At 68.6% G+C, this 26,145-nt stretch carries 20 protein-coding genes; 8 read left to right on the top strand and 12 right to left on the bottom strand.

Annotated features, from left to right (window positions below; genetic code table 11):
- Window positions 1-57: 57 nt before the first annotated feature.
- From gyrA to GDJ08_RS16900, 3 genes are all read left to right on the top strand, one after another.
- A complete protein-coding gene (gyrA, locus tag GDJ08_RS16910) occupies window positions 58-2,766 on the top strand; it encodes a DNA gyrase subunit A (protein ID WP_017356951.1) in 2,709 nt (902 codons plus the stop codon).
- 170 nt (window positions 2,767-2,936) lie between these two features.
- Window positions 2,937-5,432 carry a membrane-bound PQQ-dependent dehydrogenase, glucose/quinate/shikimate family gene (locus GDJ08_RS16905; RefSeq protein WP_153165326.1) on the top strand — a complete coding sequence of 832 codons (2,496 nt, stop codon included), beginning with the start codon at window positions 2,937-2,939 and terminating at the stop codon, window positions 5,430-5,432.
- Window positions 5,433-5,812: 380 nt separating this feature from the next.
- Complete coding sequence (locus tag GDJ08_RS16900) at window positions 5,813-6,223, top strand: REP-associated tyrosine transposase (protein ID WP_229296556.1); 411 nt, start codon at window positions 5,813-5,815, stop codon at window positions 6,221-6,223.
- Window positions 6,224-6,775: 552 nt separating this feature from the next.
- Here GDJ08_RS16900 and GDJ08_RS16895 read toward each other — a convergent pair.
- Together GDJ08_RS16895 and GDJ08_RS16890 are read right to left on the bottom strand one after the other, a co-directional pair.
- Window positions 6,776-7,168, bottom strand: a complete 393-nt coding sequence (locus GDJ08_RS16895) for a DUF3037 domain-containing protein (protein WP_017356597.1) — start codon at window positions 7,166-7,168, stop codon at window positions 6,776-6,778.
- A complete protein-coding gene (locus tag GDJ08_RS16890; RefSeq protein ID WP_017356596.1) occupies window positions 7,146-7,922 on the bottom strand; it encodes a HipA family kinase in 777 nt (258 codons plus the stop codon). Before GDJ08_RS16890 ends, GDJ08_RS16895 begins: the two co-directional genes overlap by 23 nt.
- 177 nt (window positions 7,923-8,099) lie before the next feature.
- On the opposite strand from GDJ08_RS16890, the gene GDJ08_RS16885 reads away from it, so the two are divergent.
- Both GDJ08_RS16885 and GDJ08_RS16880 read left to right on the top strand, forming a co-directional pair.
- The gene (locus GDJ08_RS16885) at window positions 8,100-10,574 is read left to right on the top strand and encodes a S9 family peptidase (RefSeq protein WP_017356595.1); all 2,475 of its coding nucleotides are present in this window, start codon (window positions 8,100-8,102) and stop codon (window positions 10,572-10,574) included.
- Window positions 10,575-10,691: 117 nt separating this feature from the next.
- Window positions 10,692-11,495 carry an SGNH/GDSL hydrolase family protein gene (locus GDJ08_RS16880; protein WP_229296555.1) on the top strand — a complete coding sequence of 268 codons (804 nt, stop codon included), beginning with the start codon at window positions 10,692-10,694 and terminating at the stop codon, window positions 11,493-11,495.
- Between the two features lie 252 nt (window positions 11,496-11,747).
- On the opposite strand, the gene GDJ08_RS16875 is transcribed toward GDJ08_RS16880, so the two are convergent.
- Window positions 11,748-12,749: a hypothetical protein gene (locus tag GDJ08_RS16875; protein WP_229296554.1), complete on the bottom strand. Its 1,002-nt coding sequence runs from the start codon at window positions 12,747-12,749 to the stop codon at window positions 11,748-11,750.
- A gap of 112 nt (window positions 12,750-12,861) precedes the next feature.
- Between GDJ08_RS16875 and GDJ08_RS16870 the strand changes: the two genes are divergently transcribed.
- Window positions 12,862-13,245: a hypothetical protein gene (locus tag GDJ08_RS16870; RefSeq protein ID WP_153165324.1), complete on the top strand. Its 384-nt coding sequence runs from the start codon at window positions 12,862-12,864 to the stop codon at window positions 13,243-13,245.
- Between the two features lie 55 nt (window positions 13,246-13,300).
- Here GDJ08_RS16870 and GDJ08_RS16865 read toward each other — a convergent pair whose 3' ends face one another.
- From GDJ08_RS16865 to hutI, 6 genes are all read right to left on the bottom strand, one after another.
- Window positions 13,301-14,137 carry a DUF2971 domain-containing protein gene (locus GDJ08_RS16865; protein ID WP_153165323.1) on the bottom strand — a complete coding sequence of 279 codons (837 nt, stop codon included), beginning with the start codon at window positions 14,135-14,137 and terminating at the stop codon, window positions 13,301-13,303.
- Between the two features lie 87 nt (window positions 14,138-14,224).
- A complete protein-coding gene (locus GDJ08_RS16860) occupies window positions 14,225-16,333 on the bottom strand; it encodes a TonB-dependent receptor family protein (RefSeq protein WP_153165322.1) in 2,109 nt (702 codons plus the stop codon).
- 141 nt (window positions 16,334-16,474) lie between these two features.
- The gene (gene hutU / locus GDJ08_RS16855) at window positions 16,475-18,139 is read right to left on the bottom strand and encodes a urocanate hydratase (protein WP_153165321.1); all 1,665 of its coding nucleotides are present in this window, start codon (window positions 18,137-18,139) and stop codon (window positions 16,475-16,477) included.
- Window positions 18,136-18,990 (bottom strand): N-formylglutamate deformylase, encoded by an 855-nt coding sequence (gene hutG / locus GDJ08_RS16850; RefSeq protein WP_017357335.1) that lies wholly within the window; start codon window positions 18,988-18,990, stop codon window positions 18,136-18,138. Before hutG ends, hutU begins: the two co-directional genes overlap by 4 nt.
- The gene (gene hutH, locus GDJ08_RS16845; RefSeq protein WP_017357336.1) at window positions 18,987-20,528 is read right to left on the bottom strand and encodes a histidine ammonia-lyase; all 1,542 of its coding nucleotides are present in this window, start codon (window positions 20,526-20,528) and stop codon (window positions 18,987-18,989) included. Before hutH ends, hutG begins: the two co-directional genes overlap by 4 nt.
- Window positions 20,529-20,551: 23 nt before the next feature.
- The gene (gene hutI / locus GDJ08_RS16840; protein WP_026070981.1) at window positions 20,552-21,751 is read right to left on the bottom strand and encodes an imidazolonepropionase; all 1,200 of its coding nucleotides are present in this window, start codon (window positions 21,749-21,751) and stop codon (window positions 20,552-20,554) included.
- A gap of 63 nt (window positions 21,752-21,814) precedes the next feature.
- Between hutI and GDJ08_RS16835 the strand changes: the two genes are divergently transcribed.
- Complete coding sequence (locus tag GDJ08_RS16835; protein ID WP_153165320.1) at window positions 21,815-23,194, top strand: formimidoylglutamate deiminase; 1,380 nt, start codon at window positions 21,815-21,817, stop codon at window positions 23,192-23,194.
- 30 nt (window positions 23,195-23,224) lie between these two features.
- Entirely contained in the window at window positions 23,225-23,953 is a 729-nt protein-coding gene (hutC, locus tag GDJ08_RS16830) for a histidine utilization transcriptional repressor HutC (RefSeq protein ID WP_017357338.1), read from the top strand.
- 39 nt (window positions 23,954-23,992) lie between these two features.
- Here hutC and GDJ08_RS16825 read toward each other — a convergent pair whose 3' ends face one another.
- From GDJ08_RS16825 to GDJ08_RS16815, 3 genes are all read right to left on the bottom strand, one after another.
- On the bottom strand, window positions 23,993-24,994 hold the full coding sequence (locus tag GDJ08_RS16825; RefSeq protein ID WP_153165319.1) for a restriction endonuclease: 1,002 nt from the start codon (window positions 24,992-24,994) through the stop codon (window positions 23,993-23,995).
- Between the two features lie 199 nt (window positions 24,995-25,193).
- Window positions 25,194-25,688 (bottom strand): phasin family protein, encoded by a 495-nt coding sequence (locus tag GDJ08_RS16820; protein ID WP_136005470.1) that lies wholly within the window; start codon window positions 25,686-25,688, stop codon window positions 25,194-25,196.
- 77 nt (window positions 25,689-25,765) lie between these two features.
- Window positions 25,766-26,041: a polyhydroxyalkanoic acid system family protein gene (locus GDJ08_RS16815; protein ID WP_017357341.1), complete on the bottom strand. Its 276-nt coding sequence runs from the start codon at window positions 26,039-26,041 to the stop codon at window positions 25,766-25,768.
- Window positions 26,042-26,145 lie beyond the last annotated feature (104 nt).

Raw genomic sequence — 26,145 nt, 5'->3', positions numbered from 1 at the left:
CCGCCCCGAAAGGGCTGGCTGCGACGGACTGGACCGCTACCAGACAACGGAACCCGAATGGCAGAAACCGCCAAGGAAATCATCCAGGTCAACCTGGAAGACGAGATGCGCAAGAGCTACCTCGATTACGCGATGAGCGTGATCGTGGGCCGCGCCCTCCCGGATGCGCGCGATGGCCTCAAGCCGGTGCATCGCCGCGTGCTGTTCGCGATGAGTGAGCTGAACGCGCACAGCAACAAGCCTTACTTCAAGTCGGCGCGTATCGTCGGTGACGTCATCGGTAAGTACCACCCGCATGGCGACCAGTCGGTGTACGACACGCTGGTGCGTCTGGCGCAGCCGTTCTCGCTGCGCTACATGCTGGTCGATGGCCAGGGTAACTTCGGTTCGGTCGACGGCGACTCCGCCGCGGCGATGCGTTACACCGAAGCGCGCATGTCCAAGCTCACCCATGAGCTGATGGCGGACATCGACAAGGAAACCGTCGATTTCCAGCCCAACTACGACGAAAAGGAACTGGAGCCGACGGTCATGCCGACCCGGTTCCCGAACCTGCTGGTCAATGGTTCGGCCGGTATCGCGGTGGGCATGGCGACCAACATCCCGCCGCACAACCTGACCGAGTCGATCAATGCGTGCATCGCGCTGATCGACAATCCGGCGATCGACGTCGACGGCCTGATGGAGTACATCCCGGGCCCTGACTTCCCGACCGCGGGCATCATCAACGGCACCGCCGGCATCGTCGCCGGTTACCGGACCGGTCGTGGCCGTGTGCGCATCCGCGCCAAGGCCGATATCGAAGTGGCCGACAACGGCCGCGAATCGATCATCGTCACCGAGATTCCGTACCAGGTGAACAAGGCCCGGTTGATCGAGAAGATCGCCGAGCTGGTCAAGGAAAAGAAGCTCGAAGGCATCAGCGAGCTGCGCGATGAGTCCGACAAGGACGGCATGCGCATCTACATCGAAATCAAGCGCGGCGAGTCGGCGGAAGTTGTCCTGAACAACCTCTACCAGCAGACCCAGATGGAGTCGGTGTTCGGCATCAACATGGTGGCGCTGGTCGATGGCCGCCCGCAGCTGATGAACCTCAAGCAGCTGCTCGAGGCCTTCGTGCGCCATCGTCGCGAAGTGGTCACCCGCCGCACCGTGTTCGAGCTGCGCAAGGCGCGCGCCCGTGCGCACGTGCTGGAAGGCCTGACCGTCGCGCTGGCCAACATCGACGAGATGATCGAACTGATCAAGACCTCGCCCAATCCCAACGAAGCGCGCGAACGCATGCTCGCCCGCCTCTGGGAGCCGGGCCTGGTGGGGTCGATGCTTGGTGCCGCCGGTGCCGAGACCTCGCGTCCGGACGACCTGCCCAAGGGCGTGGGCCTGATCGAGGGTGGCTACCAGCTGACCGAGATCCAGGCCACCCAGATCCTGGAAATGCGCCTGCACCGCCTGACCGGGCTGGAGCAGGACCGCCTGACCGAGGAATACAAGCAACTGCTGGAAACGATCGCCGGGCTGATCCACATCCTGGAAGATCCGGACCGCCTGCTGCAGGTGATCCGCGAAGAGCTGATCAACGTGCGCACCGAGTTCGGCGACGAGCGCCGCACCGAGATCCGCCACAGCGAAGAAGACCTGGACATCCTCGACCTGATCGCGCCGGAAGACGTGGTGGTCACCCTGTCGCATGCCGGCTACGTCAAGCGCCAGCCGGTCAGCGCCTACCGCGCCCAGCGCCGCGGTGGCCGTGGCCGCAGCGCGGCGTCGACCAAGGAAGAGGATTTCATCGAGCAGTTGTGGCTGGTCAACACACACGACACGCTGCTCACCTTCACCAGCTCGGGCAAGGTGTTCTGGCTGCCGGTGCATCAGCTGCCCGAAGCCGGTTCCAATGCCCGTGGCCGCCCGATCATCAACTGGATTCCGCTGGAATCCGGCGAGAAGGTGCAGGCCGTGCTGCCAGTGCGTGAATACGCCGATGGTCAGTTCGTGTTCTTCGCCACCCGCAACGGCACGGTCAAGAAGACGCCGCTCAGCGAGTTTGCGTTCCGTCTCGCACGCGGCAAGATCGCCATCAATCTCGATGACGGCGATGCGCTGGTGGGGGTCGGCCTGACCGATGGCGAGCGTGACATCCTGCTGTTCGCCTCCAACGGCAAGACCGTGCGCTTCGCTGAGGACAAGGTCCGCTCGATGGGCCGTACCGCCACCGGCGTGCGCGGCATCAAGATGGCCAAGGGCGAGGAAGTGGTCAGCCTGATCGTGGCCGAGAGTGCCGGCGGCAGCGAGGACGACAACGATGATGACACCGTCATCGACGAGACCGTGGGCGAGAATGGCGATGCCGTGATCGAGAACGGGGTGGATGACGACAACGCGTTGTACATCCTCACCGCTACCGAGAACGGCTACGGCAAGCGCACCCCGCTGCCGGATTACCCGCGCAAGGGGCGTGGCACCCAGGGCGTGATCGGCATCCAGACCACCGAGCGCAACGGCAAGCTGGTCAGCGCGGTGCTGATGGGGCCGCGCGACGAGGTGCTGCTGATCTCCGATGGTGGCACCCTGGTGCGCACCCGCAGCTCGGAAATCTCGCGCGTGGGCCGTAACACCCAGGGCGTCACCCTGATCCGCCTGTCCAAGGACGAGAAGCTGCAGGCGGTCGAGCGCATGGATGCCTCGCTGGATGACGGCGCCGACGAAGAGGGCGCCGACGAGGCGGCCGCGACCGCTGCCGCGCCGGTGGTGGCACCGCCGGACGCGTAACGCGGTTGCGTTGCGGTACCACGGAAAACGCCGGCGCCTGCCGGCGTTTTCCGTTGGGGGTCCAGGCACGGCTGGAAAGAACGCACCGCGTTCACGACCCCGGTGGGATAAGGACCCACAGGACCGGTGCAGACGCTGGCCGGCGGTGCAGGGGAAGGGAGGAGCGCGCGATGTCCGCCACGACGCAGGCCCGCTACACCCGCCATTGGCTGCTGGGTGTCCTGGCGATGATCCTGCTGGTGCTTGGCGCGGTGCTGGTGCTGGGCGGCGGCTGGTTGGCCCGCCTCGGCGGTTCCTGGTACTACGTGCTGGCCGGGGTCGGGCTGCTGGTGGCCGGCGTGCAGTTGTGGCGCGGACGGGTCAGCGGTGCGGCGTGCTTCGCACTGGTATTGGTGGGCACCGTGCTGTGGACCTGGTGGGAGTCGGGCAGCGACTATTGGCGGTGGGTGCCGCGCCTCGGACTGATGGTGGCGTTGGCCTTCATGCTCTGCCTGTTGCTGCCGCGCCTGCGACGGCCGGTATCCCGCGCTGTGTCGCGCAGTCTGGCCGGTGTCCTGGCGCTGGTGTTCGTGGCGGCCTTCAGCCTGGCGTTCGTTCCGCATGGCGTCACCGCAGCCGTGGGTGCCTTCCCCGAGCCAATGGTCGCCGCCGGGCTGGCGCCGACAACCGAGGCGGCGCTGCAACCGGCCGACCGGCCTGCCGATGGTGACTGGACCGCGTACGGCCGCAGCAACGCAGCCACCCGGTTCTCGCCGTTGCAGCAGATCACCCCGGACAACGTGGGAACCCTGCAGCAGGCCTGGGTATTCCGCACCGGCGATCTGCCGGACAAACGCTGGGGCGCGGAGACCACCCCGCTGAAGATCGGCGACCGCCTATACCTGTGCACCGCCCGCAACCAGCTGATCGCCCTCGATGCCGCCGACGGGCGCGAGCGCTGGCGCTTCGATCCCAAGGTCAGGAATGCCTCGATTCCGTACACCGCCGCCTGCCGGGGCGTCGCCTACTACGAGGTGCCGACCACCGCGCAGGACGCTGCACTGGCCGACGTTGCCGCCGACCTGGCCGTGCCGCAGGTGGGCGTACCGCTGCTTACCCAGGTGCCGCGCGGCGCCTGCGCGGCGCGCATCATCGAGGGCACGCTGGATGGCCGGCTGATCGCGGTCGATGCCGCCACGGGCAAACCGTGCGCCGGTTTCGGCAACAACGGCCAGGTCGACATCACCCTTGGCATGGGCGAGACCCCGCCGGGCTATGTCTCGATCACCTCGCCGCCGGCCATCGTGCAGGGCGTGGTGGTGACCGGCCACCAGGTGCTGGACGGCCAGCGTCGCGATGCGCCGTCCGGCGTGATCCAGGCGTACGACGCAGTCACCGGCGCGCTGCGCTGGGCCTGGGACATGGACCAGCCGCAGCGCAGCGGTGCACCGCCGCGCGGCCATACCTATACCCGCGGCACGCCGAACATGTGGACCACCGCCACCGGTGACGACGCGCTGGGGCTGGTCTACCTGCCGATGGGCAATGCGGCGGGTGACTACTGGAGCGGGTCGCGCACCGAGGCCCAGAACCGCTACGCGACCTCGCTGGTCGCCATCGACGTCAACACGGGCAAGCCGGTGTGGCACTTCCAGGCGGTGCGCAAGGACGTGTGGGACTACGACCTGGGCTCGCAGGCGACGCTTGTCGACTATCCCACCCCGGCTGGCAAGGTGCCGGCCATCCTGCTGCCGACCAAGCAGGGCGACATGTATGTGCTGGATCGCCGCACCGGGCAGCTGCTCACTCCCGCCGAGGAGCGCCCGGTGCCGGGTGGCGGGGTGGAGCCGGAGCAGCGCTCGCCCACGCAGCTGTTCTCGCTGTACCACACGCTGCGCAAGCCCGACCTGACCGAGCGCGACATGTGGGGCATGACCCCGATCGACCAGCTCGTCTGCCGCATCCAGTTCCGCAGGGCGAGCTACCAGGGTTTTTACACTCCCCCGACGGCCGACCGCCATTCCATCGAGTACCCCGGCTACAACGGTGGCTCGGACTGGGGCAGTGTCGCGGTGGATCCACGTCGCGGGGTGATCGTGGCCAACTACAACGACATGCCCAACTACAACCGGCTGGTGCCGCGCGCCACGGCGGACAGACTGGGCTGGCTGCCGCGCGAGGAGGTGCGCGCCGACAAGGGCGGCGCCGAAGGGGCGGGGGACCCGCAGGTGGGGACGCCGTACGCCGTCGACGTCAACGCCGGCTGGCGACTGCCGTTCACCCGTCTGCTGTGCAAGCAGCCGCCGTATGGTGGCATCCGCGCCGTCGATCTGCGCAGCGGCAAAACGCTGTGGGACCGCCCGTTCGGCAGCGCCCGCGGCAACGGTCCGTTCGGCATCCGCTCGGGCCTGCCGATCGAGATCGGCACGCCCAACAACGGCGGTTCGGTCGTCACCGCCAGCGGCCTGGTCTTCATCGCTGCTGCCACCGACGACCTGCTGCGCGCCATCGACCTGAAGACCGGCAAGGAGCTGTGGCACGCCCCGCTGCCCGCCGGGGGCCAGGCCAACCCGATGATCTACGAGCAGAACGGGCGGCAGTACGTGGTCATCATGGCCGGCGGCCACCATTTCATGGAAACCCCCGCAGGCGATTACGTGATCGCCTACGCGCTGCCGAAAACGTGACGACGCACGCTGGCCCACGCCCCGTAGAGCCGGGTTCTACCCGGCTGCTCTTCAACGAAGGCAAGCAACCTGATGCAAGCCCCGTAGAGCCGGGTTCTCCCCGGCTGCTCTTCAACGAAGCCAAGCAACCTGATGCAAGCCCGTAGAGCCGGGTTCTATCCGGCTGCTCTTCAACGAAGCCAAGCAACCTGATGCAAGCCCCGTAGAGCCGGGTTCTACCCGGCTGCTCTCACGCACGATCATGCAAGCCGGGCAGCGCCCGGCTCTACAAGGTGCCTGCGCACCCGATGACAAGATCACATCAGATCGGGTATTCCCCTGACACGACACTGCAGCGCCCCCTGCTTCAAGGTTCGCGCAGCCTCGCCCAAGATGCAGACATGGCGAGTCCTTCTCTACAACGCGGACGCATCTCCTGCGAGGGCAGCTACTACGTCGTCACCACGGTTACGGCGCAGCGCACCCGCCTGTTCGTCGATACCGCCAATGCGCAGGAGGTCTGCTACTGGCTGCGCACCTCGGATGCCCAGGGCCGCACCGACTCCCTGACATGGGTGGTCATGCCCGACCATATCCACTGGATGTTCCGCCTGCGCGACACACCACTGTCGATCGTGATGCGAACCTTCAAGTCGCGGTCGGCCAAGGCCCTCAACCAGAGCAACAGCACCCGGGGCACCGTTTGGCAACCGGGCTACTACGACCAGCTGCAGCGCGACGATCGCCATCTGTTGGCCGCGGCCACCTACATACTCGCCAACCGCTGCGCGCCGGATTGGCCAAGGGCATGAACGATTACCCCTTCGCCTGGTGCCGATGGCCCCTCCCGTAGCGCCGGGCTCTGCCCGGCGGGTGTCAGGTGTGCATGTGCCTGACGAAGGGCAGCCGGGTAGAACCCGGCTCTACGGGGTGCGCGTGCGTGGCCTTGGTAGCGCCGGGCTCTGCCCGGCGGGTGTCAGGTGTGCATGTGCCTGACGAAGAGCAGCCGGGTAGAACCCGGCTCTACGGGGTGCGCGCGCGTGGGGGTGCGCGCGGGTGGCCTTGGTAGCGCCGGGCTCTGCCCGGCGGGTATCAGGTGTGCATGTGCCTGACGAAGAGCAGCCGGGTAGAACCCGGCTCTACGGGTGCGCGCGCGTGGCCTTGGTGACGCCGGGCTCTGCCCGGCGGGTGTCAGGTGTGCATGTGCCTGACGAAGAGCAGCCGGGTAGAACCCGGCTCTACGTGATGCGCGCGGGTGGCCTTGGTAGCGCCGGGCTCTGCCCGGCGTGTGTCAGGTGTTGTGCCTGACGAAGAGCAGCCGGGTAGAACCCGGCTCTACGGGGTGCGCGTGTTTGCGCGTTGCGTTACTGCGGTACCCGCACCATCCGGGTCATCAGGTGCTCCACCACGTTCTCCGGGTGCGCGGTCCGGCCCACGTGGGTGCTGGACATCTGGACCACCGAGCTGCGCTTGGCGGTCAGGAAATGGAAGCGCGCGCGTGCCGGCAGCCGGGCGATGGGACCGGCGTTGGCGTCGCCACGGCAGATCGCCACGATGGCGTCCAGCCACGGTTGCAGCGCGTCCCTGTCCAGGCCGGGCGCGAACGCCTGCATCCGCGCCGCATCGATTTCGATCGCCGCTTCCAGGTGCTTCGCACCGGGGCACGACACGATCACGCCGACGTTGATGAACTCCTCGCGCTCCACCCGCGGTACCACGCGGATGACGGCGTAGTCATACGTGTGCAGTGTGGGCACGGACGGCCTCCTGGACGAAGGCGGCGCGCATGCGCAGGCGATGGGTGAGGTAATCGATATACGCCTGGCGATACGCCGCCGGGCTGTCGAACGCGGGTTCGTCGACCAGCCAGCTGTCCGGCACCAGGCCGACGATGCGTTCGATTTCCGCGTCGGGCAGCAGCGCGGCCAGCGCGGCGTCGATCGCGTCGATCTGCGTGGCAAACGGCAGCAGCACGTGGTCCCGGATCAGCATGAAGGGTTTCACGCAGGCATCCCCGGCGGTGGCCCAGTCATGGTGGAAGTACATCGCCGCGCCGTGGTCGATCAGGTACAGCTGCCGGTGCCATACCATCAGATTGGGGTTGCGCGCGGTGCGGTCCACGTTGCTGGTGAATGCGTCGAACCACACGATGCGCGAGGCGAGGTCGGCATCCACGGCCATCGCTGCCGGGTCGTAGTTGAGCGCGCCGGGCAGATAGTCGCTGCCCAGGTTCAGGCCTTCGCTGGCTCGGATCAGGTCCTGGATCTCCGGGTCCGGCTCGGTGCGGGCAAACTCGCGATCCAGCTCGACGAACACGATCTCCGGAATCGGCAGGCGCAACGTGCGGGCCAGCTCACCGGCGATCAGCTCGGCGATCAACGCTTTCGGCCCCTGGCCGGCACCCCGGAACTTGAGCACCACCATGCCGTCGTCGTCGGTTTCGACCACGGCGGGCAGCGAGCCACCCTCGCGGAGCGGGGTGATGTAGCGGAGGGCGTGAACAGTGCGCACGGCGGCATCGGCAGGGAATGTGCGCGCATCTTACCGTGACGGTGCGCGGCCGGCCGGACGCGCACCGCGTTGCCGCACCGGGCGACTAGCCCTTCCGGCCCATTCCCGGCCCGCGCGGCGGTGCTAGATTCGGGATATCGCCCCTGCACGGGCACCCAACACCACAAGGGGTAAAGGATGCTGATCCGTCGTACCGCTCTTGCCGCGGCCGTCGCCACGGCCGCGTTCGGCCTGCTGGCCGCCGGCCCGGCCTTCGCCGACTATGCCAAACCGCCGGAACACCTGCTCAAGGTGCTCAAGGCGCCGCCGCCGCCGATGCCCAGCGTGGACCCCACCGGCCAGCGTCTGCTGCTGACCACCGCGCAGACCTACCCGTCGATCAGCCGTGTCGCGCAGCCGTACCTGAAGCTGGCGGGTGTGCGCCTGGAGCCGAAGAACCGCAGCCGCCACGACACCCAGGGCGGTTATGGCATCCCGGCCTGCGTGGCCGATTTCACGCTGGTGGATATCGACAGCCGCAGGCACACGCCGGTGGCGCTGCCACAGGGCTGTGCCGGCAACGCGCAATGGTCGGCCGACGGCCAGCGCTTCGTGTTCCAGAACGCGGTGGATACCTCGGTGCAGCTGTGGGTGGGAGATGCCGCGACCGGACAGGTCAAGCAGATCCCGGGTGTACAGCTCAATCCGATCTTCGGCTACACCGTGCAGTGGCTCGGCGGCAGCCAGAACCTGCTGGTCAAGCTGGTGCCGGCCAACCAGGGGGCAGCGCCGTCCAATGAGGATGGCGCGGCCGGCCCGGACATCCAGGAATCGCTCGGCGCCAAGGGTGAGAGCAGCACTTACGAATCGCGCGACACGCTGACCAGCGTGCATGACGAAAAGCTGTTCGCCTACTACGGCCAGTCGCAGCTGGCAGTGGTGGATGCCAAGGCCGGCAGCGTGCGTCCGATTGGCGCGCCGGCGCTGTACAACGATGTCACGGCTGCGCCGGATGGCGTGCACGTGCTCACCGAGACGCTGAAGGCGCCGTTCTCGCACGCGGTCACCTACCAGCGCTTCGCCAATGACGTGGCCGTGCTGGACCTGGGCAGCGGCCGCAGCACGCCGGTGGCCAGCCTGCCGCTGGCCGATCGCGTGCCGGTGCACGGCGTGCCGGAAGGCCCGCGCGACTTCGACTGGCGCTCCACCGATCCGGCCACGCTGGTGTATGCCGAAGCGCTGGACAAGGGCGACTGGAAGGTCAGCGTGCCCCACCGTGACCGCGTACTGATGCTCAAGGCGCCGTTCACCGGGACGCCGGTGGAGATCGCGCGTACCGCGCAGCGCTTCGAAGGCATCGCCTGGAGCGCGGACCCGGCCGTGTCGTTCCTGTACGAGAACGACGAGAATCGCCATTGGCGTCAGACCCGCATTGTCGATGTGGACCGTCCCGGGCAGGAAGGGCGGCTGCTCTGGGATCTGTCCAGCGATGAGCTTTACGGCGACCCGGGCAACCTGGTGTTCACGCGTCTGCCCAACGGGGCCAGCGTGGTGCGCCAGGACGGCAACCACGTGTTCCTGCGCGGGCAGGGCGCCTCGCCGCAGGGCGACCGTCCGTTCCTGGACCGCCTGGACCTGGGCTCGCTGAAGAGCGAACGCCTGTTCCGCAGCGCTGCCGATGCCTACGAGCAGGTCCTCGGTTTTGCCGGCACCACCGGCCGCGTCCTGACCTGGCACCAGTCGGTGACCGACGCGCCGAACGCGTTCATCCGCACCCTGGGCGAGCGCGATGCAGCCGCTGCCAAGGGCGAGGCGGCGTTCGCGTCCACCCCGGCCGCGCTGACCCAGCTGACCGATCCGACGCCGGAGGTGCGCCAGATCCAGAAGCGCCTGGTGACCTACAAGCGCGCCGATGGCGTGGATCTGTCGTTCACCCTGTATACGCCGCCGGGTTACAAGGAAGGCCAGCGCGTGCCGGCGATCCTGTACGCGTACCCGGCCGATTTCGCCAACGCCGCGCAGGCCGGCCAGGTGTCCGGCTCGCAGCAGACCTTCACCCGTCTGGCACCGTACCGCCTGATGCTGCTGGCCGGCTACGCGATCATCGACAATGCCTCGTTCCCGATCGTCGGCGATCCGAAGACCGCCTACGACACCTACCTGGAACAGCTGGAAGCCGATGCCAGGGCCGCGGTGGACAAGGCCGTGGACATGGGGGTGGTGGACCGCAACCGGATCGGCGTCACCGGGCACAGCCACGGCGGCCTGATGACCGCCAACCTGATCGCGCACACCGACCTGTTCAAGGCCGGCGTGGCGACCAGCGGTTCGTACAACAAGACGTTCACGCCGTTCGGCTTCCAGAACGAGCGCCGGTCGGTGTGGCAGGCGCAGGACGTGTATCTGAAGGCGTCGCCGTTCTTCTACGCGGACAGGATCAAGCTGCCGCTGCTGCTGGTCCACGGTGAGGATGATGCCAATCCGGGCACCGAGCCGTTCCAGTCGCGCAAGCTGTTCCAGGCGATCCGCGGCAACGGCGGCACCACCCGCCTGGTGATGCTGCCGCATGAGCCGCACTGGTACACCGCACTGGAATCCAACGAGCAACTGGTATCGGAAATGCTCAACTGGTTCGACACCTACGTGAAAAACGCACCGGCCGGCAAGCACTGACGGCGCGCTGACGCACGCGACGGCCGCATCCCGCGGGGTGCGGCCGTCTGCGTCTGGGCGCGATGCAGGGGCAACCGGCGGTAGACTTGCCGTTCGCATCGAACCGGAGCAACCGCCATGCCGCAGTCGGCACACACCGTGGCCCTGACCGCCGCCTTCGCCCTGCTCGGGGCGCCGCTGTCCGGCTGTGCAGCCGCGGATGCGCCGCCGATCGACCCGCCGGCGGTCAATCCGCTGTACGTGACGCCTGCGGAAGCGCTCACGCCGGACCAGGTCCGCTACCTCCAGCAGCAACTGCGCGACTGGCCGCAACTGGAGCGTTATCGCGCGGAAAACGCGGCGCTGCCGGTGGCGCAGCCGGGGCAGCCGCGTGTGGTGTTCTTCGGTGATTCCATCACCGAGGGCTGGGGGCCCACCGGCAGCGGCACGTTCTTCCCAGGCAAGGGCTACGTCAACCGCGGCATTTCCGGGCAGACCACCGCACAGATGCTGCTGCGGTTCCGCCAGGACGTGATCGCCCTGCAACCGGCGGTCGTGGTGATCCTGGCCGGCACCAACGACATCGCCGGCAATACCGGCCCGGCCACCCAGGCGATGATCGAAGACAACCTGCATGCCATGCGCGAGCTGGCGCAGGCGCATGGCATTGGTGTCGTGCTGGCCTCGGTGCTGCCGGTCAGCGAGTATCCGTGGCAGCCCGGCGTGCATCCGGCACCGAAGGTGCGGGCGCTCAACGCCGCCCTGCAGCGCTATGCGCGCGACCAGGGCGTTGTGTATCTGGATTACTACCGCGCGCTGGCCAATGCCGACGGTGGGCTCGATCCTGTCCTGGCCACCGATGGCGTGCACCCCACGCCGGCCGGGTATGCGCGCATGGCGCCGCTGGCCGAGCAGGCCATCGCCGAGGCGCTGGGGCGATAACGGCGCGCGTGGTTGCCGCAGGCGGCCGCGTTTCCAGCGGCCACGTACAGAAACCGGTCACCGCGTGTCTGCCCCGCCGTCCCGCGACACCCGCCAGCACCGGCGTGGCCCGTTCAACGTCAACCGCCGGGGCGAAGGACATCTGCGGGTGACTGCTCGCCGAGGCAGTGGATGCCACGCTGCCGACCAGCACACGGGTCGGCGGAGACGTCTGTGCGCGCCATGCCGCAGGTGCCGTCCCCACGTATCCGCTCAGGCCAGCGGCAGCGTCGCCTCGGCGCGGGTGAGGCGGTCGTGCAGCTCGCGCACCGCCTCGGCCCGGGCATCGGTGCGGTTGGCTTCGCCGAGCGTGCGCAGGTAACGGCAGGCAGCGAATGCCGCCGCACGGCGTTCGTACTCGGCGATCCAGGCCAGCCGGTCGGGCAACTGTGCCTGTGCCGGCGTCCACGCCGCCGACGCCGGACGCACATGGCGGGCGATGCCGATCCGCCACGGTTTGGGCGTCAGGCGTGCACGGAAGCAGCGCTGCAGCGCACACATCCGCGCATACAGCGGGTCGCCGCGCAGCGCGCCGAAGAACCCGGCAACCGCCGGGTCGTCCGGCAGGAATGTGGCGTGCATCGCCAGCACGCGCAGCCCGGCTGGCGTGCGATACACGCGCAGGTGCCAGTCCGGGTGCTGCCGGGCGAAGGCCTCCACCCGCGCCATCGCCCGGGCCTCCACGCCGCCCGCGTTGGCGAACGCGCGGCGCTTGATGGCCGCCACCACGGCGTTGGCGACGATCACCACCAGCGTGGCCACCACCACTGCCGGGATGGCCCGTCCGAGGCCGGGCACGCCCTGCCACGCGGCGCCCACGACCATCGCCACGCCCGCCCAGAGCAGCAGGGCACCTTTCAGGTCCAGTGCAAATCCGCCGGGGGGCGATTCAAAGTCCACATCACCGAACAGCACGTCCGGAGTGTTCAGGCACAGGGCGCCATAGCTGTTGCGGGTCACCACCACATCGCCGTGGCGCGACACGATCTGCTCGCGGATCGGTACGCCTTCCAGTCCATAAGGGGTGCGTCGCTCCTGCCGGGGGAGGTCGTTGCCGGCCAGGATCGCCGCGAGCGCCTCGCGGGCGCGCACGTCGGCATGCGCCTGCGCGGCGGCCTCGCTGTCGTCGGACCAGCCCATGCGGGTCACGGTGATGCTGCGGCGCTGCTGCTTGAGCTGCAGGCGGGCTTCGGCCCAGTAGTCGGGAACGATCACGTGCGTCCTTGCCGGCAATGTCGAACGGAGCGGCGAGTGTCGCATGCCACGCGCGCGCCGCAGATGGCGCGGTGCTTGTTGGCACGCGGCTGCTCTTCTAAGATCCGCTGGCATGCGCCCTGAACCGCCCGAGATCCCCCGCTTCCGTCCCTCGATCGCCCTGGCTGGCAGGGTCTGGGCGCTGCTGGGAACCGCCAGCGCAACGGTGACGGCGGTCGCTGTGACCGTGATCCGCGCCTGGGTATACCCGGCGTTTTCCGACGCGTTCCAGTCGATCGGCGTTGTGCCGCCCTTGGTCACGCGGGCGTTTGCCAGCGGCGCGCCGCTGGTGTGGCTCGCCCCGCTTGTGCTGGGCGCGATGTGGGCCTTCGGTCCACGCAAACCGGGCTGGCACCTCCTGATCGGCCTGATCGGCATCTGCACCGTGTTCATCGCCGCGCCCGTGACCATCTTTGCCCTGTACCTGCCGATGATGGCGGTCAACGCGGCCATCTGATCCCGGCGCCCTGCCACGTCACCGCGCACCGGCTGTGGCATGCGAACGGCATCTTCTACCCGGCCGGGAGGTGGGATTCCATTCGGTACTCCTGCCGTGACAAGGCCATCGTATGCACCGGGATACCACTCGCAGCACAGATATCTCGGATGCGCGATGCGTTGTCGGCCGATATCCTCGCGCCGAGATGAACTGCCTTCAACGGCGCGGGAAGTGCCATGCACCGGCGGGTTCGGTCGTCGGGATACACGATTCTCCATTCCTGCTCGTACGTCCAATCCCTGGCCTTGCACAGGGACGCTGCCATCGTGAAGGCATGATTGACGTCGTCCTTGTCGTTCATCGCAGCGGCAAGGACCTCGGTGATGTCCAGAAGGCAGTCCGTGTAGGCAACAGGCCAGAGACACAGTGACGGGTAGTCATTCCGGTGGCAGGTCGTGAAGTCGTACTCCATCGCGAATCCGCGATGGTTGTCGGCGTAGTGGCTCCACATGAGGATGGAATCAAGGCGCTCGGTGAAGCTGCAGATCTTGTAGGAATCCCGCAGTTCATCGACGAGGACGGACAGGCTGTTCGGAGGCGCCGAACCCTGCTGAAGACGGTCATCTGCGTTGTTGTTGTCAGGCGCGCCGAATACGAAGGAGTTGCGGCTCAGGAAGCCTGGGTCCGCGCAGAATGCGGTGTCATACGGGTCATTGAACTCGCTGGCCGGGCTCAGGTGAATCGTCGCGTTGGCCAGGTTCTCGAACGAAAAGTCGGTGCAGCCCCTGAGCTTGTAGAGCTTGCTGGGTAGATTGGCGCCCCTGGCCTCAATAGCGTCGTAAAACGTGAGATCAGAACGCCGCGCCACCGAAAGCACGGAAATCACCTTCTGTACCCAGGCTCTATCCACGACAGTCACTCCTTGCCAGCTGAAACCAGCGAGTGTGCTGAACCTGGTTGAGCAAGATCAAGCGCTGGTCGGACCGGCCGATGCTGCTCAATCAAAGCGCCAGCGCAGCCCGGCATACACGCCGCGCCCCTCGCCAGGCGTGGAGCGCGCCACGTCCTTGCCGGCGTCGTTGTAGCCGGGCGTGACGGTAGCGGCGTAGTGGCGGTCGGTGAGGTTGCGCAGTTCGGCCCACGCCTGCCAGCGGCCGCCAGGCGCATCGAAGCCCACGCGGCTGCCGAAGATCAGATGGCTGTCGGCGCTGAAGGTGTTGGCGTAGTCCACGAACATCCGCGAGGCGTACCCGGTGTTCAGCGCAGCATAGAAGCCGGTGGGGTGTGCGTAGCGCAGTTCGGCCTGGTAGTAGTGGCGCGGCAGGCCGGGCAGGCGGTTGTCGCCGAAGCGGGCGTCGTGGCGGTAGCGGAAATCGCTGAAGGTGTAGGCCTGGCGCAGCGACAGCGTGCCGTCGCTGCCGTGCCACAGCGCGCTGTCCAGCGCAGCTTCGATGCCGCGGTGCACGGTGGGGCTGGCGTTGTTCTCGGCCACGAACAGGTTCGGTACCGGCTGCACTTCCACGCTCAGCAGTTCGTGCAGCACGTGCGCGTAGTAGCCGGTGAGCTCCCATCGGCCAAGTGCGCTTTCGCCGCGCGCGCCCAGCTCCAGCGTCGTCGCGGTCTGGTTGTCCAGCGGCACCGGTGCGCGCTGGCGCCCGCTGGAGGCGCCGTTGCCCGGCGCGAAGTACTGGTTGGAGCCCCAGATCATCGACCACGGATGCGCCGGTTCCACCGACCGGCTCAGGTTGCCGAACCACTGCGTCGCCGGCGTCTGCTGCCAGGTGACGCCCAGGCGTGGCGCGTAATCCCAGCTGCGCTCGTTGAGACGCCCGGGGGTGGAGGGCCACGTCACCTGCACGTCGCGACGGGTCTGGATCAGGGCCAGCCCGGTCTGCAGGCGCAGGGTGTCGGTGAGGACGAGATCGTTGGCTACGTGCAGCGTGCTGTCGGTGCCGTGGTGGGAGAAGTCGCGCGTGTGGGTGCCGGCGGGATAGCCGTTGCTGGCAAAGCGCAGCGTTTCGCGCACATCGGCATCCAGATCGTGGGCGATGCGCAGGCCCACCGTGGTCACGCTGTCGCGGCCGAGCAGGCGATGCCGGTGACGGTAGTCCACGGTCGCATTGAGGTTGGTGTAGTCCAGCTGCTGGCGGTACAGGCTTTCGTTCAGGTCCATCGGGTAGTGGTGGTACACCAGCCCGGCCTGCAGCGACGATGCGTCATCGATCTGCCAGGTGGTCATGTTGCCGATCCAGGTGCTGCCCGGCTGCGGGCGGTGCGCGTCGATGGCCAGGTTGGCCGGGTTGGCCGCGCGCGGATCGTTGCGGATCTGGTCGCGGGTGAGGCGCCCCGGCGTTTCGTGATTGGTCTCGCGGTAGCGCACGAAGAAGCGCGTTTCCAGAGTTGGGGTGATCTGCCAGCCGAGGTTGGCCATCGCGCCCTTGCCGTCGCCGCGGGCATGGCGCTGGTAGCCGTCGAATTCGGTATCGGTGTAGGCGAGGTGGTAGTCGACTGCGCCGCTGACGCCGCCGTACCCCACGCTGCGTTTCTGGTAGCCGCGGCTGCCGGCGTCGTACTGCAGGTCCAGCCCGGCCGAATCGCGACCGCTGCGGCTGACGTAGTTGATCGCCCCGCCCAGCGCCAGCGCGCCGCGTTCGATGCCGTTGGCACCGCGCAGTACGTCGACGCGGCTCAGCCACAGCGGCTCCAGCAGTTCGTACGGGGTACCGCCCGGGCCGGTCAGCGGCAGGCCGTCGAGCGAGACTGCGATGCCGGAGGCATGCGCGCCGGGGCCGCGGTTGATGCCCGAGCCACGGATGGACACCCGGGTGCCTTCGTTGCCCGGCGACTGGGCACTGATGCCGGGCTGGTAGGCCAGTACATCGGCGCTGCTTGCGAGGCGGCGGTCGGCGTTGGCCACGTCGATGACGTTGCCGGCGCCGGGAACGCGCTTGAGCGCGGCGCGGGCCTGGTCGGTCTCGCTGGCGGCGGTCACGTTGACCGCGTCCAGCGTGGTGGCCTGCGGGGCGGCGTGGGCGGCGCTGGCAGCAAAGCTGACGAGCAGGGCGGTGGCGAGCAGGGACGGGGTGGGGCGGGGGGAAACAGTCATGCGTGCGGGATCGGATGGTAGCGACCGGCCACGCGCGAGCGCGCAACCCTGTCAACTGCGAATGGGGTGCGCAAGTTAACAGGGTGGGCGGAAAACGTCATCTCCCCCGGGGCGGTGCGGACCGCTGGTCCGCACGCGCTTTCAGAGAATCCCGGGCAGATCCAACCCCTTCTCCTTCGCGCAGTCCAGCGCGATTTCATACCCGGCATCGGCGTGGCGCATCACGCCCGTGGCCGGGTCGTTCCACAGCACCCGTGCGATGCGCTTGGCGGCCGCCTCGGTGCCATCGCAGACGATCACCATGCCGGCGTGCTGCGAGAAGCCCATGCCGACGCCGCCGCCGTGGTGCAGTGACACCCAGGTGGCACCGCTGGCCGTGTTGAGCAGGGCATTGAGCAACGGCCAGTCGGAGACCGCGTCGGAGCCGTCGCGCATCGCTTCGGTTTCGCGGTTCGGCGAGGCGACGCTGCCGCTGTCCAGATGATCGCGGCCGATCACCACCGGGGCCTTCAGCTCGCCGTTGGCGACCATCTCGTTGAAGGCCAGGCCCAACCGGTCGCGGTCGCCCAGGCCAACCCAGCAGATGCGCGCCGGCAGGCCCTGGAATCTGATCTTCTCGGCGGCCATGTCCAGCCAGCGGTGCAGGTGCGGATTGTCCGGAATCAGTTCCTTGACCTTGGCATCGGTCCTGGCGATGTCCTCCGGGTCGCCGCTCAGCGCGGCCCAGCGGAACGGGCCGATGCCGCGGCAGAACAGCGGGCGGATGTAGGCGGGAACGAAACCGGGGAAGTCGAACGCGTTCTCCACGCCTTCTTCCAGCGCCATCTGGCGCAGGTTGTTGCCGTAATCCACGGTCGGCACGCCCAGCGCGTGGAACGCGAGCATGGCGCGGATATGGTTGGCCATCGAGGCGCGTGCGGCCTTTTCCACGGTCTTGGGCGCGCTCACGCGCTTGTCGTCCCATTCCTCCACGGTCCAGTCCTGCGGCAGGTAGCCGTTGACCGGGTCGTGCGCGGAGGTCTGGTCAGTGAGCAGGTCCGGTTTGACACCGCGCACCAGCAGTTCGTCCAGCACGTCGGCGACATTGCCGAGCAGGCCGACCGACAGCGGCTTCTTCGCGGTGCACGATGCCTCGATCAGGCGCAGCGCTTCGTCCAGGTTGTCGGTCCAGGTGTCCAGGTAGCCGGTGCGCAGGCGCATGTCGATGCTGCTCTTGCGGCATTCCACCGCCAGGCACGAGGCGCCGGCCATTACCGCGGCGAGGGGCTGTGCGCCGCCCATGCCGCCCAGCCCGCCGGTGAACAGCCACTTGCCGGCCAGGCTGCCGTTGTAATGCTGGCGGCCCATTTCCACGAACGTCTCGTAGGTGCCCTGCACGATGCCCTGCGCGCCGATGTAGATCCAGCTGCCGGCCGTCATCTGGCCGTACATCGCCAGCCCCTTCCTGTCGAGCTCGTTGAAGTGGTCCCAGTTGGCCCAGCGCGGCACCAGGTTGGAGTTGGCGATCAGCACGCGCGGCGCATCGGCATGGGTGCGGAACACACCCACCGGCTTGCCGGACTGCACCAGCAGGGTCTGGTCGTCGTCCATGCGCGTGAGTGTGTCGACGATGGCGTCGAAACTCTCCCAGTCGCGCGCGGCACGGCCGATGCCGCCGTACACCACCAGTTCCTGCGGGCGCTCGGCCACGTCCGGATGGAGGTTGTTCATGAGCATGCGCAGCGGCGCTTCGGTCAGCCAGCTTTTCGCGGTGAGGGTGGTGCCGGTGGGCGCGGTGATGGTGCGGGACGGGTCGTTGCGGGTCATGCGGCGCTCCGGTTGGTCGCGAAGTCAAGGCAGGCCGTCAGCACCTGCGCCAGGGTGCGGCGCAGGTGTGCGGCGTGGTCGGGGTCGAGTGGAGTGGGCCAGCTGTGCTCGTCCAGCTGGTCCGGGGCCGGCTCGGACATGTAGCCACGGCAGGCCAGTTCCATCTGCAGGCTGTGCACGCCGCCGGGGATGTCGCTGTAGTGGCGGGTGATCCAGCCGCCTTTGAAGCGGCCGTTGCGCACCTGCGGCATGCCGCTGATGCGGCACAGGTTCTCCACGACGTCGCTGAGCGCGTTGTCGCAGGACGTATCCGGTGCGCCGGAGGGGCCGGCGGTGCCGAGGTTGAACTGCGGCAGCTCGCCATCGAACAGGTGCGGGATGCGCGAGCGGATCGAATGCGCGTCGTACACCACGACGGTGCCGTGGCGCTGGCGCAGGCGTGCGATCTGCGCGGCGAGCGCGTCGTGGTATGGCGCGAAGTAGGTGTCGCGGCGGCGCGCGATCTCCGCCTCGTCCGGTGCCATGCCCGGGCGATACAGCGGCTGGTTGTCGAAGGTGGTCAGCGGGCACAGTCCGGTGGTGTTCTGCCCCGGGTACAGCGATACGCCGCTGGGATCGCGGTTGAGATCGATCACCGAGCGCGAGATGGCCGAGCGCACCGTGGTGGCGCCCATGCCGCGGGCGAACTCGTACAGGTCGTGCACCCACCAGTCGGCATCGCGGCGGGCCAGCCACGGCGAGACGAAGCGGCTGGCCAGGTCCTCGGGCAGGTCGCTGCCGGTGTGCGGGAAGCTGACAATCAGCGGTGCGTCACCTTCATGCACCTGCAGCCAGTCGGGCCGGGTGTTCATGCCAGCGGCTCCACCTGCGGCAGCACGTCGGCCAGCCCTTCGGCCAGCGCGCCGCTGCGCACCAGGGTGGTGGCGGCCACCATGTCCGGGTGGAAGTAGCGGTCGTCCTGCAGGGTCGGCACCTGCGCACGCAGGCGCGCGCGCACGCCTTCCAGCGCGGTGCTGGAACGCAGCGGGGCGTGGAAGTCGCAGCCCTGCGCGGCGGCCAGCAGCTCGATGCCCACCACGTTGGCCGCGTTCTCGGCCATCGCCAGCAGGCGCCGGGCGCCGTGCGCGGCCATCGACACGTGGTCTTCCTGGTTGGCCGAGGTGGGAATCGAGTCGACGCTGGCCGGGTAGGCACGCTGCTTGTTTTCCGACACCAGCGCGGCGGCGGTGACCTGCGGAATCATGAAGCCGGAGTTGAGGCCGGGCTTGGGGGTCAGGAAGGCGGGCAGACCGGACAATGCCGGATCAACCAGCATCGCGGTGCGGCGCTCGCTGATCGAGCCGATCTCGCAGACCGCCATCGCCAGCATGTCGGCGGCGAAGGCCACCGGCTCGGCGTGGAAATTGCCGCCGGACAGCGCTTCGCCGGTGTCGGTGAACACCAGCGGGTTGTCGGACACGCCGTTGGCTTCGATCGCCAGGGTGGTGGCAGCCTGGCGCATTACGTCGTAGGCCGCGCCCATCACCTGCGGCTGGCAACGCAGGCAGTACGGGTCCTGCACGCGCACATCGTTGTCGCGGTGCGATTCGCGGATCGTCGAACCCTGCATCAGGGTGCGCAGCGCGGCGGCGGTGGCAATCTGGCCATGCTGCCCGCGCAGGGTATGGATGCGCGGATCGAACGGCGTATCCGAGCCCTTGGCCGCTTCCACCGACAATGCTCCGGTGACCAGGGCGGCCTGGAAGACGGTGGTGATCGCGAACAGGCCGGCCAGCGCGTAGGCAGTGGAGTACTGGGTGCCGTTGAGCAGGGCCAGGCCTTCCTTGGCGCCCAGCACCAGTGGCGCCAGCCCGAAGCGGGCCAGCGCATCAGCGGCGGGCAGGCGCTCGCCGGCGACAAAGGCTTCGCCGACGCCGATCATCACGCTGGCCAGGTGCGACAGCGGTGCCAGGTCGCCGGACGCGCCCACCGAGCCCTGGCACGGAATCACCGGCACGATGTCGTGCTGGAGGAACGCTTCCAGCAAGGCCAGGGTCTGCGGGCGGATGCCCGACGCGCCCTGCGCCAGGCTGGTCAGTTTCAGCGCCATCATCAGGCGTACCACGGGCGCAGGCATCGGCTCGCCAACGCCGGCCGCGTGCGAGAGCACGATGTTGCGCTGGAGGGTTTCCAGGTCATCGCGCTCGATGCGCACGCTGGCCAGCTTGCCGAAGCCGGTGTTGATGCCGTACACCGGCTCGCCCTTGGCCACGATCGCCGCCACGGTCTGGGCGCTGCGCAGCACGGCCCCGGCCGAAGCCGGGTCCAGGCGCACCCGCGCCCCGTCGTGGATCGCGCGCCATTGCGCCAGCGTCACGGCGCCGGGGTGCAGGGTCAGGGTAGTGCTCATGAAATCTCCAGACATCACAGAAGTCAGACGGATACGCCGCGCATCACGCGCGCGTGCAGCGGGTTGAAGCCCATGCGGTACACCAGGTCGGCGGGTGCATCGATGTCCCACAGGGCCAGATTGCAGTCCAGGCCGACCGCCAGGCGGCCGATGCGGTCGGCGCGGCCAAGGGCGCGCGCGGCCTCCCGGGTGAAGCCGACGATGCACTCCTCCACGGTCATGCGGAACAGCGTGGCGGCCATGTTCATCGCCAGCAGCGGGCTGGTGAGCGGTGACGTGCCGGGGTTGGAATCGGTGGCCAGCGCCAGCGGCACGCCGGCCGCACGCAGGGCGGCGATCGGGGGCAGGGTGGTATCGCGGGTGAAATAGAACGCACCCGGCAGCAGCACCGCCACGGTGCCGGCGGCGGCCATCGCGGCGATGCCGTCGGCGTCGAGGTGTTCGATGTGGTCGGCCGACAGCGCACCATGACGGGCGGCCAGTGCAGCCCCGTGCTGGTTGCTGAGCTGTTCGGCGTGGATCTTGATCGCCATCCCGTGGCGCTTGGCTGCCAGGAATACCTGTTCGGCCTGTTCGGCGCTGAAGGCGATGGTCTCGCAGAAGACATCCACTGCCTCGGCCAGGCCCTCGGCGGCGATGGCGGGAATCATCGTCCCGCACACCTCGTCGATGTAGGCCTGCGCGGTGCTTCCCGGCGGAATGGCGTGGGCGCCGAGGAAGGTCGGCACGATCTCGACCGCGCGCCGCTGCCCCAGGGTGCGGGCCACGCGCAGCTGCTTGCTTTCGTCGGCGAGGGTGAGGCCGTAGCCGGATTTGATCTCCAGCGTGGTGATGCCTTCGGCGAGCATCGCGTCCAGCCGGGGCAGACTCGCGGCGATGAGCGCGTCGTCGGTGGCGGCGCGGGTGGCGCGTACGGTGGACACGATGCCGCCGCCGGCGCGCGCGATGTCGGCGTAGCTCACGCCTTGCAGACGCTGCTCGAACTCGCCGGCGCGGTTGCCGGCGTAGACCAGGTGGGTATGGCAGTCGATCAGCCCCGGGCTGATCCAGCGGCCGCCGCAGTCGATGCGCCGGGCCGGTTGCAGGTGCGCCTCCGAGCCGGCCGGGCCGACGTGCACGATGCGACCGTCGGTGGCGGCGATCACGCCGTTCCCGATCACCGCCAGGCCGGGGCCGTCGACGGTGATGAGGTGGGCGTTGTACCAGAGGGTGTCACAGTGCATGGCAGCAACCACATCGGTGTATATGTCTATACAATATAGGCGCCTCTTCCGGGATGTCCAGTGATGCCAGCCAACCCCGCTCCGCTGCTCGTTTTCCACGCCGCCCACGCACTGCTGCCCAGCGGCTGGGCGCGTGATGTGCGCATCGCCTGCCAGGGCGGCACGCTGGTCGAGGTGACCGCCAGGGTGCCGGCGCAGCCTGGTGATAACGCACTGGCGATCGCCGTGCCGGGGCTGGGCAACCTGCACAGCCACGCCTTCCAGCGCGGCATGGCCGGCCTGACCGAGATCGGCGGCAACAGCGGCGACAGCTTCTGGAGCTGGCGCGAGCTGATGTACCGCTTCCTGGCGCACCTGCAGCCGGACGCGGTGCAGGCCATCGCCGAACAGGCCTATGTGGAGATGCTCGAATCGGGCTTCACCCGCGTGGGCGAGTTCCACTACCTGCACCATGCCGCCGATGGCACCCCGTACGCGGACCGTGCCGAGATGGCCGCGCGCATCGCGGCGGCCGCACAGGGCAGCGGCATCGGGCTGACCCTGCTGCCGGTGTTCTACGCGCATGCCGACTTCGGCGGCGTCGCGCCCAACCCGGCCCAGCGCCGCTTGATCCACGATGTGGACGGCTTCGCCGAACTGCTGCAGGGCTGCGCGCACGCGCTGCGCGGCAGCGACGATGCCGTGCTCGGCATCGCCCCGCACAGCCTGCGCGCGGTCACCGGCGACGAACTGGCCGCGCTGCTGCCGCTTACCGCCGGCCCGGTGCACATCCACATTGCCGAGCAGACCCGCGAGGTCGATGCGTGCGTGGCGTGGAGCGGCCTGCGTCCGGTGCACTGGCTGTACGAGCATGCCCCGGTGGACGCGCGCTGGTGCCTGGTACATGCCACCCATGTGGATGCCGACGAAGTGCAGCGGATGGTGGCCAGCCAGGCCGTCGTCGGGCTGTGCCCGATCACCGAGGCCAACCTGGGCGATGGTCTGTTCCCGATGCAGGCCTTCGTGCGCGCCGGCGGCCGGTTCGGCGTTGGCTCGGATTCCAACGTGCTGATCGATGCGGCCGAAGAGCTGCGCCTGCTCGAATACGGTCAGCGTCTGCACGTCCGCGGGCGCAACGTGCTGGCCCCGGGCGAAGGCCAGTCCAGCGGGCGCTGGCTGTTCGAGCAGTCGCTGCGCGGTGCCGGGCAGGCGCTGGGCGTGGCCACGGGGCTGCAGGTGGGCGCACCGGCCGATGTGGTCGAGCTGGACGCCGCGCACCCGGCGTTGATCGCGCGCGAGGGCGATGCGTTGCTTGACAGCTGGGTGTTCGCCGCACGTAATGGCGCGGTGCGTTCGGTGTGGCGCCAGGGGCGCCAGCTGGTCCGCGAGGGCCGCCATCTGCAGCGCGATGCTGTGGCCGCCCGCTTCGCCAACGCCCTTCGTACTGTTCTGCAGGCCGGCTGACCGCCGGCCGCGCCCTCCCAGGAATCCCGCGTGACGGGCAAGAAAGCACCGACCCTCAACCAGCGCATCCGCGCCGATCTGGAGAGCCGCATCCTCAGTGGGACGTGGCCGCCGGGATTCCGTATTCCCTATGAGCACGAGCTCATGGAGCAGTACGGCTGTTCGCGGATGACCGTGAACAAGGTGCTCACCGCGCTGGCCGAGAGTGGCATGATCGAACGCCGCCGCCGCGCCGGCTCCTTCGTGGCGCGGCAACCGCCGCACCTGGAACAGGTGGCGCTGGAGATTCCCGATATCGCAATGGCGGTCGGCGCGCGTGGCCACGCGTACGGCTATCAGCTGCTCGAGCGCGCCTATCGCGCCCCGCGCGCCGAGGCCGACGAAGAGGTGGCGCTGGCCGGCGGCGAGAAACTGCTGGCGATCCGCTGCCTGCACCGTGCCGATGGGCGGCCCTTCGCGTTGGAGCACCGCCTGATCAGCCCGGTCGGCGTGCCCGAGGTGCTGGAGGTGGATTTCGCCACCACCGCGCCGGGCAGCTGGCTGCTGCAGAACGTGTCCTGGACGCGCGCCCAGCACCGCATCAGTGCGTGGGGCGCCGACGACGCCGCTGCCGCGCTGCTCGAGGTCAAACCCGGTACGGCATGCCTGGTGATCGACCGCCTGACCTGGCGCGGTGAGCAGCCGATCACCTGTGTGCGGCAGATGTTCCTGGGCGATGCCTGGGACCTGGTGGCGCGTTTCTCACCGGGCGCGCGCTGAGGCTGCGCGCGGCGCGGCCCTCGACCCTGCTGCGGTGCTTCAGAGCGTGGCGCACTGGCGCCAGCGGACCGGCTCGTCCACACCGGGGCGTGGGTTGAGCTGGATGCGCACGGTGCGCAGTGCCGGATAGCGGGTCACCTCGGCGCAGATCAGCGGCCACACCTGGTCGATCTCGCCGGTGCGGTTGATGGCCAGCGTCTGCCGCGTCAGCCAGATGCCGCTGGCCACGCCGGGCTGCCCGGCGAGGGCGCGCGACAGTTCCTGCTGATAGCGGTCCAGGGTGGCGGTGTCGGGGTTGGCCTCCATTGCCGGCGCCGGCGGGGCGACCGGCGCCGGCGGGGCCGGTGCGGCGGCGACCGGCGCAGGTGCGGGGGCCGGGGCAGGCATTGCGGCAGGGGCCGGCACCGGGGCCACGGCCGGCGGGGCCACTGCTGCGCCATGCTCCAGGCGCGAGGTCAGGTAGCCCATGCCCACCAACAGGCCCAGGGTCAGCGAGCCCAGCGCAGCGATCGAAATCCGGCGGATCGCCTCACGACGCGCGCCGGCCTGCACCCGCGCTTCCATGTCGCCGGGCAGGTAGGGCTTGAGCAGCGGCCACAGCAGGTGGCCGTCGAGCACTTCAACACCCTGCTTCTCGGCGGCCAGGCGGCCATCACGCTCGACCCGGCCCTCGGTGATCAGGACGCCGCCACGGGCACCGGCCAGGCGCGCGGCGGCGCCCAGCTCGTTCACCGCGGCGGTGCCGATCCGGTAGGCGCGGCCGTGCTTGCAGGACACCAGCCAGCGGTGCTGGCCGTCGTCCATCATGAAGTCGCTGCGTGGCTCACGGCTGTCGTCAGCCTCGCCCGGCACATCCTTCAGGCCGCGCTGCTCGCGCATGGCCCGGCGCACGATCTCGGAGAAATCCCGCCAATGCATCCCTGCCAGCGCGTTCAGCCCGAGCTGGGTCTCCTTCTGCCGCCGCTTGACCAGCCACAGGTAGGCCGTCGCCAGGAACCACACAATGAGGGCCAGCAGCAGGGCCAGAATCCAGGAGAACATTAGATGCTTGATCTGAACAGGGAAGAACGATCAACAGTTTATATGTGCCCACCCGGCTGTGCGGTGTGATGCAAGGCACAAAAAACCCGCCAATCCGTAGCCGTGAGGGGAGGGAACAAACGGCGAAGAAGCGATTGGCGGGTCGATCCGGATTGTCAACAAAGTCCTGCTGCTTTGCAACAATCGCAGTGGCGGGCGATCAGGGGGGCGATCCCGGCGACTGGTGGCTGCCCGGCGACGGGTCCGCATTGGGCGAGGCGTTGCGGCTCTCGGCGCGGTTGACGCGTGCGGTCAGCGCCTCGATACGGGCGTTGAGCGCGGCCACATCCTCGGCCGTGGGAATGTTGAGGCGTTTGAGGACGCCTTGGACACGGTCATCGAAGGCCTTCTCGACCTTGTCCCAGGTGCCGGCCGCCTTTTCGCGCGCATCGCCCAGGTGTTCTTCCACGCTGTCGCGCCAGCGCGGCGTGTCGCCGGCCTGTTCACGGTTGCGGGCTTCAAGGGTTTCGCCCTCCTTGACCAGCGTGTCGAACACGCGGCTGCCTTCGGCCTGTGCACGCCCGAACGCGCCCAGCCCGGCCAGCCAGACCTGGTGGGCCGACCCGGTCAGCCGGCGCGAGAAGCGCTCGGCCTGGTCCTGCAACGAAGGCTTCTCGCCCGGGTTGCGCTCGTCGAATTCGTCGTGTGCATTCATGCTGCGATCCCGTTGGTGGACTCCTTGGGATCGTAATCACCCCGACCGTTGCGGCGGGGTGATGGCGTGCCGCCGGTTCAGCCGAGCTTTTCCTTGAGCACGCGCTGGATCTCGCTTTCCACCATGCCCTTCATCGCCGAGAGCAGGAAGCCCAGCTTGGCGGTGACGTGCACCTGGCCGGGCAGCAGCGCGATCGCGCCATCCACGCCGGAGCCGGAGAAGTTCAGCACATCGCCCAGCCAGTTGGACTGCAGCCCGAAGCGCTCGGAGAGCTTGGCCGCCACATCCTCGATCGCCTGGCGTGCGCCGTCGGCGGGAAGGGAATGTGCGTGGCGGATATCGATGCTGGACATGGGGGCTCCTGGCGGACCGTGGCAGGGAAAGGGGGTGCATTGTGCGCATCCTGCGCGCCAACTCCAAGGTCTGCGTCACACTTCTTCTTCCCTGACAGTCAACC

It is taken from the genome of Stenotrophomonas nematodicola (assembly GCF_009467805.1).
In the GTDB taxonomy this organism is placed as follows: domain Bacteria; phylum Pseudomonadota; class Gammaproteobacteria; order Xanthomonadales; family Xanthomonadaceae; genus Stenotrophomonas; species Stenotrophomonas nematodicola.
The sequence above is the reverse complement of the archived record's forward strand: the minus strand, read 5'-3'. Positions and strand labels throughout refer to the sequence as shown.